Below are 6,967 nucleotides of genomic sequence, written 5' to 3'. Positions count from 1 at the left end.
CTGCAGGCCGACCGGCAGGCCGTCCCTGGTGAAGCCGCAGGGCACCGACACGGCGGGGCAGCCGGTCAGGGTGATGGCGGAGCAGATCAGCACCCATTCGATGTAATTATCGAATTTGTGGCCGTCGACCTCCTCCACATAGCGCTGCTCGACCGGATAGGGCGGGACGATGGTGGTCGGGCAGACCAGCACGTCGTAGGTCTCGAAGAATTTGGCGGTGCGGTGGAACATCTCGCCGCGCCACAGCTCGGCCTTGCCGATCTCCTCGGCGGTCAGCTTCAGGCCCTTCTCGATGTTCCAGATCACCTCCGGCTTCAGATGCTCCCGGTGGCTCGCCAGCAGCGGGGCCTTGGAGGCGGCGAATTGCGCGGCGCGCAGAATCTGGAAGGTCTCAGACGCTTCCCTCAGGTCCGGTGCGGCCTCCTCCACAATGGCCCCGACGGTCTCGAACAGACGGGCGGCCTTGGCGACGGTCGCCCGCACTTCCGGATCGACCGGCGTGATGCCGCCCAGATCGGCCGAAAAGGCGACGCGGGCGAGCTTGCCGGGATTGGCCACGGCGGCGCGGTAGGAGGTCGCCGGCGCCTCCAGCGAGATCGGGTCGCGCGGATGGCGGCCGACCATGGCGTCCAGGAACAGCGCCACATCGTCGACATTGCGCGCCATCGGCCCATCGACCGACAGGTTGGCGAACGGCATCACGCCCGGCCCGTGCGCCACCCGGCCGGGACTGGGGCGCATGCCGACGATGCCGCAGAAGCTGGCCGGGCTGCGCAGGGAGCCGCCCAGGTCGGAGCCGGTGGCCAGCCACACCTCGCCGGTCGCCAGCGCCACGGCGGCGCCGCCGGAGGAACCGGCGCAGCTCTTGCGCGTATCCCAGGGGTTCACCGTGGTGCCCAGCACCTCGTTGAAGGTATTGGCGCCGGCGCCGAATTCCGGCGTGTTCGACTTGCCGATGGTGATGGCCCCGCGCGCATCCAGCATCTCGACCATCAGGTCGGAATGATCCGGCACGAAATCCTTGTAGATCGGCGAGCCATAGGTGGTGCGCACGCCCTTCACCGGGTTCAGATCCTTCACCGCGATGGGCAGCCCGGCGAGATAGCCGGCATAATCCGTATCGCCGGGATTGGCGTCGAGCCGCTTTGCCTGGTCGCGCGCCCGGTCCAGGCACAGGGTCGGCACCGCATTCACCACGGGGTCGACGGCGGCGATGCGCGCGGCGGCCGCGTCGATCAGCTCGACCGGGGAGATTTTGCGCTGCTTCAGCAGGGAGACGGCCTCGACGGCGGTCAGCTTCACCAGATCGGTGGCACTCATGCGGGGGCGTTTCCTTCTTTTCTTTGTCGTTAAGTTGTCAGGGCGGGATACGTCTGACATACATCGAAACCTCGCCCCTCGCCAGCATAGGGATAGTCATGCCCACGCTCGTCAGCCTTGCCGATCTCGAACGCCTGATGCGCGACGCCTTCGCCAACAGCAAGGTAGCACCCGACACCGCCGCCATCGTCGCCGCCGCCCTGGCGAAGGCGGAGGCGGACGGCATCTCCTCGCATGGCGCTGCGCGCGTACCGGCCTATGCCGAGCAGGCGCTGCACGGCAAGGCGGACGGCTTCGCCGTGCCGACCATCGAGCGCACGGCGGCGGCGACCCTGCGGGTGGACGCCAGGACCGGCTTCGCCTTCCCGGCGATCCGCAAGGGGCTGGACGCGGCATACGACATTATCGGCGAGACCGGCATCGTGGCGCTGGGCATCGCCAATTCGCACCATTTCGGCGTCGCCGGCCATCCGGTGGAGGAAGCCGCCGAGCGCGGGCTGATGGCCATCGCCTTCTCCAACACGCCGCACGCCATCGCGCCGTGGGGCGGCAAGATCGGGCTGTTCGGCACCAATCCGGTCGCTTATGCCTGCCCCCGGCCGGGCAAGCCGCCGCTGGTAATGGATCTGTCGCTCAGCGTTGCGGCACGCGGCAAGGTCGTGCTGGCGGCGAAGGAAGGCAAGCCGATCCCGGAAGGCTGGGCGCTCGACAGCGACGGCAACCCGACCACCGATTCCAAAGCGGCCCTGGATGGCACCATGCTGCCCATAGGCGGGCCCAAGGGCGCCGCCCTGGCCCTGATGGTCGAATTGCTGTGCGGGGCGCTGACGGGCTCCCATTTCGGTTATGAGGGCACATCCTTCTTCGAGCCGACCGGCGCGCCGCCAAAGGTGGGGCATCTGATCCTGCTGATCGACCCGCGGCGCTTCGGCGGCGGCGACACGGCTGCGCGGACCGAGGCGATGCTGCAAGCGATACTGGGCCAGCCCGGCACCCGCCTGCCCGGCGAACGCCGCTTGGCCCTGCGCGCCAAGGCGCAGGCCGAGGGCGTGACGCTGCCCGACGCGCTCCATGCCGAAATCGCGCGGCGCGCGGCCAACAACCCCGCATAAACAAAAACCCCGGCGCAAGCCGGGGTTCTCGTTGCATCGGAAAAAGAGGCGGGCGATCAGGCCGCGCCGCTTTCCTCCTTGATCGGCAACGTCTCCTGGTCCGCGGCATCGCTGCGCGCACGCACGGTGCGGCGGCGGCGCGGCGCGACGGGAGCTGCTTCGGGAGCAGCCGCGCCAGCCTCGGCGGCCGGTGCGGCGGCGGCTTCCGGCGGAGTCTCGCCATCGACCGTCTCGGTGCGCGGGCGGCGGCCCCGGCGGGGACGCGGCGCCTCTTCCTCCTGCGGCGCGGTGGGCGCGGCGCGGGCCGGCTCGCCCGCCCCCAGACCCATCATGCGCTGCAGGCCATCGGCATCATCATCCGCCTCGTCGCGGCGGCGCGGCTCGCGGTCCCGGTCGCGATTGCCGCGACGCCCGGCCTGGCGATCCTCGCCCTGCTGCGCGCGGCCGTCGCCCCGGCCTTCATTGCGGCCCTCATTGCGGCCTTCGTTGTTGCGGCCCTCGCGATTGTCGCCCCGGCTGTCGTTGCGCGCATCGCCACGGCCGTCGCCGCGCATGTCGCCCCGATTATCGCCCCGATTATCGCCACGGGTTTCACGGCCCTCATTGCGACCGTCGTTCCGGCTGTCGCCCCGGCCGTCATTCCGGCTGTCGCCGAGCATCGCCTCCTGGCCGTCCGAATCGTCATCCGACTCGTCATTGCCGGCGAAGCGATCATCCTGGCCGCGATTGCGGTTGTCGCGGTTATCGTAGCCGCGATCCTGGCGAGGCTCGCCCTGCGGCCGCTCTCGACCGCCATTATTGTTGCGGTACTGATTTTCCTCGAACTCTGCCTGCGCGGCCTCCTCGGCCTGAATGATGCGCAGGTAATGCTCGGCGTGCTGGAACAGGTTTTCCGCCCGGATGCGATCTCCCGCCGCCGAGGCATCGCGCGCCAGACCCATGTATTTCTCATGAATCTGGTAGGCGGTGCCGCGGATGCGGACTTCCGGACCATTACTGTCAAAATTATGAATACGAGGCGATGAATGCGGTTTACGTCCATTGCCGCGCCCACGCGAGCGCTTCTGATGAGGACCTTGTCTCATGGCACCGTTCTACACGTTGTAAATGGGCGTTATACGCCGTTCCGGCAGCACCTCGGGTGCGTCTGACAGACGAACCACCGATATTCTGGGGAGCGTGGCGCGACGTTCTTGCAACGCTAAGCCGCCGGGCGTTCAGCCGCGTTCAACCTAATCGGTAATTCGGTCATGTCCAACACTTTTTATCGATTTCCCCGCGAAGACTTGTCAGAAAGCCTGACGACCGAGCCGCAGGCAGCGCACGATCCCACCCAGGTCGGCCCGCCGCCCCAGCACCGCAAGCCCCTGGCTCTGCGCCAGCGCCGCCACCGCATCGGCCTGCCCGGCCCCCAGCTCAAGGAATGCCTGGCCCCCGGGGGCCAGCAGGCGGGCCAGGTGCGGCATGAGCGCGCGGTACGCCTCCAGCCCGTCCGGGCCGGCGGTGAGCGCGCCCCGCGGGTCATAGCGCGCCACCTCCGGCGCCAGGGTCGGCACGGTGCCGGCCTCGATATAGGGCGGGTTGGACAGGATGATGTCGAATTCCCCCCCGATCCCCTGCCCCCAATCGCCCGCGCGCATTTCGGCCCGGTCCGCCAGCGCCAGATCCTCGGCATTGTCGCGCGCTGTCTCGACCGCCTCCACCGATGTGTCGATGCCCAGCCCCCGCGACGCCGGATATTCCGACAGCACCGCCAGCAACAGGCAGCCGGTGCCGGTGCCGAAATCCAGCACCCGCAGGCCGGCCTGGCGGTCTGGGAAGGCATCCAGCACGGCTTCCACCAGCGTCTCACTGTCCGGTCGCGGGTCCAGCGTCGCCGGGGTGACGCGGAAGTTCAGGCTCCAGAATTCCCGGCGGCCCAGGATGCGCGACACCGGCTCCCGCGCCACCCGGCGGGCCAGGGCGCGCTCGAAGGCCTCGGCCGCCATATCGGGCACCGGCGCGTTCGGCTCCAGGATCAGCCGGTGCGCCGGCACGCCCAGCGCGTCGGCCAGCAGCAGGCGGGCATCCAGCCGGGGCTGCTCCACCCCGGTCTGCTTCAGCCGGGCGGTGGCGGCGCAGAGGGCCAGGCCGACCGTCCGGGTCACGAAATCTCCGCCAGCCGTTCCGCCTGGTCCTCGGCGATCAGCGCGTCGATCACCTCGTCCAGCGCCTCGCCGATCATCACCTTCTCGATCTTGTGCAGGGTGAGGCCGATGCGGTGGTCGGTGACGCGCCCTTGCGGGAAATTATAGGTTCGGATGCGTTCCGACCGGTCGCCGGAGCCGACCTGGCTCTTGCGCGCCGCCGAACGCTCAGCATCCAGCTTGCCGCGCTCCAGGTCATAGAGACGGGAGAGCAGAATCTTCATCGCCTTCTGCTTGTTGCGATGCTGCGACTTCTCGTCCTGCTGGCTGACCACCAGGCCGGTGGGCAGATGCGTGATGCGCACCGCGCTGTCGGTGGTGTTCACCGACTGACCGCCCGGGCCGCTGGCGCGGAACACGTCGATGCGCAGATCCTTGTCCTCGACATGGACGTCCACCTCCTCCGCCTCCGGCAGGACGGCGACGGTGGCGGCCGAGGTGTGGATGCGGCCCTGATTCTCGGTTGCCGGCACACGCTGCACGCGATGCACGCCGCTCTCGAACTTCAGGCGGGCGAAGACGTTCGCCCCGGTGATCATGGCGATGCCTTCCTTCATGCCGCCGACATCGTTCTCGGAGACCTCCATCGCCTCGAAGCGCCAGCCATGCAGGGCGGCGTAACGGCGATACATCTCGAACAGCTCGGCGGCGAACAGGCCGGCCTCGTCGCCGCCGGTGCCGGCGCGCACTTCCAGGATGGCGTTCTTCTCGTCCGCCTCGTCCTTCGGCAGCAGCGCCAGCTTCACCGCCTGCTCCAGCTTCTCCAGGCTGTCGGCCAGCGCCTCCAGCTCGTCCTCGGCCAGCGCCTTCATCTCCGGGTCGGTCGCGGGGTCGGCCAGCATCTGGGTCAGGCCATCGCGCTCCGCCTCGCCGGCGCGCAGCTCGTTGATCCGCGCCACCACCGCTTCCAGATCGGCATATTCCTTCGACATGCGGGCAAAGCTCTGCGTGTCCAGCGGCTTGTCGGAGGACAGCAGCGCGCGCAGCTCGTCATGCCGGGCGACCACACGGTCCAGCTTATGCGACAGTTCCATCTTCTACTCCTCGTCCTTCGTATCCATGAACAGCCGGCGCAACAGCGCCTCGATGGCCGCCTGATCCTGCCCCGCCGCCGCCAATTCCCGCAGCGCCAGCGTCGGGCGGTGCAGCAGCCGGTTGGCCAGCAGCCGCGTGGCCCGGTCCACCGCCTCGCGCGCCGGATCGTGTGGCGGCAAGTCGGCCAGCACCGCCAGCCTCGCCGCCTCGAAACTCTCGCGCAGCGCGGTCAGCGCCGGCACCGCCTCCCGCTCCGCCGCCTGCCGCCGGAAGGCGGCCAGCTCGGCCTCCAGGATCGCCCAGGCGGCTCCGGCCTCGGCCTCGCGGCGGGCGCGGCCTTGCAGGGCGACCTGCTCCAGCTCCTCCAGATCGTAGAGGAAGGCGTCGTCCAGCCGGTTCACCGCCGGCTCGATATCGCCCGGCACGCCCAGATCGACCAGGAACACCGGCCGCCGCTTGCGCCGCCGCAGCGCCCCTTCGACCATGTCGGCGCTGAGCGTATAGCGCCCTTCGCCGTGACACGCCACGACGATATCGGCTTCCGGCAGCGCCTGCGGCAATTCCTCCAGCGTCGCGAAGTGCCCGCCCAGCCGCCGGGCCACCGCCTCCGCCCGGCGCGCGGTGCGGCCGATGACGCTGACCCGGTCCAGCCCGGCGGCCAGGAGCTGGCCGGCCAGGAACTCCCCCATCTCCCCGGTGCCCAGCAGCAGGGCGCCGCAGCGCGACAGGTCGCCCTGCACGTCGCGGGCAAGCTGACAGGCGGCGGCGGCCAGGCTGACCGGCCGTTCGCCGATGGCGGTTTCGCTGCGCACCCGCTTGGCGGCCTGGTAGGCGGCCTGGAGCACCGGCTCCAGCACCGGGCCTATCATGCCGGCGTCGCGCGCCAGCCGGTGCGTGGCCTTCACCTGGCCCAGCACCTGCGGCTCGCCGATCACATGGCTTTCCAGCGCCGAGGCCACCGCGAAGACGTGCCGCAGCGCCGCCTCCTCGGCCAGCGCGAAACGATAGCCGGCCAGCGACGCGGGATCGAGGCGGGCGGCCTCGGCCAGGATATCGAGCGCCGCGACATCGCCCTCGGCCATCCACAGCTCGACCCGGTCGCAGGTCGACAGGATCATCGCCTCCGCCACCCCGGCGGCCCTCAGCCGCGCCAGCAGCGCCGGCTGGTCGACATCCTCGACATAGAGCTGCTCGCGCAGCCCCGCCGGACACAGGCGGTGGTTGAAGCCGGCGACGCTGAAGACGGCGGCGTTCATGGCGCGGTCCAGATTGCGGCCCCACCCCCACCCCAGCCCTCCCCCCTCAAGGGGGAGG

Annotated in this window: 6 protein-coding genes; 1 reads left to right on the top strand and 5 read right to left on the bottom strand. The window is 69.8% G+C overall.

Features of this window, described 5'->3' with window-relative positions; all coding sequences use genetic code 11:
- Positions 1-1,320 (bottom strand): amidase (locus AUP43_RS04740; protein WP_067553290.1); only part of this gene is annotated, 1,320 nt, incomplete at its 3' end.
- A 98-nt stretch (positions 1,321-1,418) separates the two neighbouring features.
- Between AUP43_RS04740 and AUP43_RS04735 the strand changes: the two genes are divergently transcribed.
- The gene (locus AUP43_RS04735) at positions 1,419-2,432 is read left to right on the top strand and encodes an Ldh family oxidoreductase (protein WP_067553288.1); all 1,014 of its coding nucleotides are present in this window, start codon (positions 1,419-1,421) and stop codon (positions 2,430-2,432) included.
- A 56-nt stretch (positions 2,433-2,488) separates the two neighbouring features.
- Here AUP43_RS04735 and AUP43_RS19635 read toward each other — a convergent pair whose 3' ends face one another.
- The 4 genes from AUP43_RS19635 to hemA all read right to left on the bottom strand — a co-directional run.
- Positions 2,489-3,517, bottom strand: a complete 1,029-nt coding sequence (locus AUP43_RS19635) for a DUF4167 domain-containing protein (protein ID WP_084462566.1) — start codon at positions 3,515-3,517, stop codon at positions 2,489-2,491.
- A gap of 204 nt (positions 3,518-3,721) precedes the next feature.
- On the bottom strand, positions 3,722-4,579 hold the full coding sequence (gene prmC / locus AUP43_RS04725) for a peptide chain release factor N(5)-glutamine methyltransferase (protein WP_067553284.1): 858 nt from the start codon (positions 4,577-4,579) through the stop codon (positions 3,722-3,724).
- Positions 4,576-5,652 carry a peptide chain release factor 1 gene (prfA, locus tag AUP43_RS04720; protein WP_067553282.1) on the bottom strand — a complete coding sequence of 359 codons (1,077 nt, stop codon included), beginning with the start codon at positions 5,650-5,652 and terminating at the stop codon, positions 4,576-4,578. The genes prmC and prfA overlap by 4 nt, the downstream gene beginning before the upstream one ends.
- A 3-nt stretch (positions 5,653-5,655) precedes the next feature.
- The coding region (gene hemA, locus AUP43_RS04715) for a glutamyl-tRNA reductase (protein WP_322096373.1) at positions 5,656-6,967 on the bottom strand (1,312 nt) is incomplete at its 5' end.

Origin of the sequence: Oceanibaculum pacificum, assembly GCF_001618175.1 — a bacterium.
Classification (GTDB): domain Bacteria; phylum Pseudomonadota; class Alphaproteobacteria; order Oceanibaculales; family Oceanibaculaceae; genus Oceanibaculum; species Oceanibaculum pacificum.
Note: the sequence above shows the minus strand (reverse complement) of the source record. Positions and strands in the feature narration are given on the sequence as shown.

Excerpts from the sequence above, each read along its gene's own strand:
- AUP43_RS04735 (WP_067553288.1), top strand. The coding sequence starts at position 1,419 with ATGCCCACGCTCGTCAGCCTTGCCGATCTCGAACGCCTGATGCGCGAC.
- AUP43_RS19635 (WP_084462566.1), bottom strand. The coding sequence starts at position 3,517 with ATGAGACAAGGTCCTCATCAGAAGCGCTCGCGTGGGCGCGGCAATGGA.
- prfA (WP_067553282.1), bottom strand. The coding sequence starts at position 5,652 with ATGGAACTGTCGCATAAGCTGGACCGTGTGGTCGCCCGGCATGACGAG.